The 541-nt window shown below is 56.4% G+C and carries 1 protein-coding gene; it reads right to left on the bottom strand.

From position 1 onward, the window contains the following. Nucleotides 1–24: 24 nt before the first annotated feature. A partial coding sequence (locus tag B7449_RS18820; RefSeq protein WP_209426794.1) for a Tn3 family transposase occupies nucleotides 25–541 on the bottom strand: 517 nt, incomplete at its 5' end.

The raw sequence follows: 541 nt of genomic DNA, 5'->3' as shown, positions 1-541 counted from the left end.
CTGTAGAACTGGCCACATTGAGGTTCACGCAACAAGTAGGGATGCAGGTACCCGAAGCGGTCGTAACGCGCCAGCTTCGGGCTGCTCATCGACATTCCAGCGATAGTCGCCTGTCAGAGAAATATGCTCCCAACCGAGGGGTGCAATATGCCGCGCCAGGTCATCGGAAATGCCGAGCGTCGTGATGGCGGACTGAAGATAGCGCGTATTCCATAGGATAACCGCTGCCACCAGCAGGTTTAAACCTGACGCCCGATAAGCCTGATTTTCAAAACGCCGATCCCGCAGTTCACCAAGCTGGTTGAAGAAGAGCGCCCGAGCCAGCGCATTCCGGGCTTCTCCCTTATTGAGTCCAGCCTGGGTTCGTCTGCGCAAATCCAGATCCTGTATCCAGTCGAGCATAAAAATTGACCGTTCGATCCGGCCGACTTCGCGCAAAGCCACAGCCAGACCATTCTGACGGGGGTAAGATCCGAGTTTGCGCAGCATGGCCGAAGCGGTCACGGTTCCACTCCGAATAGATGTGACGAGACGCAGCAGG

The sequence above is a fragment of the Komagataeibacter intermedius TF2 genome (assembly GCF_000964425.1).
Classification (GTDB): domain Bacteria; phylum Pseudomonadota; class Alphaproteobacteria; order Acetobacterales; family Acetobacteraceae; genus Komagataeibacter; species Komagataeibacter intermedius.
This window is presented reverse-complemented; position numbering and strand designations above follow the sequence as displayed.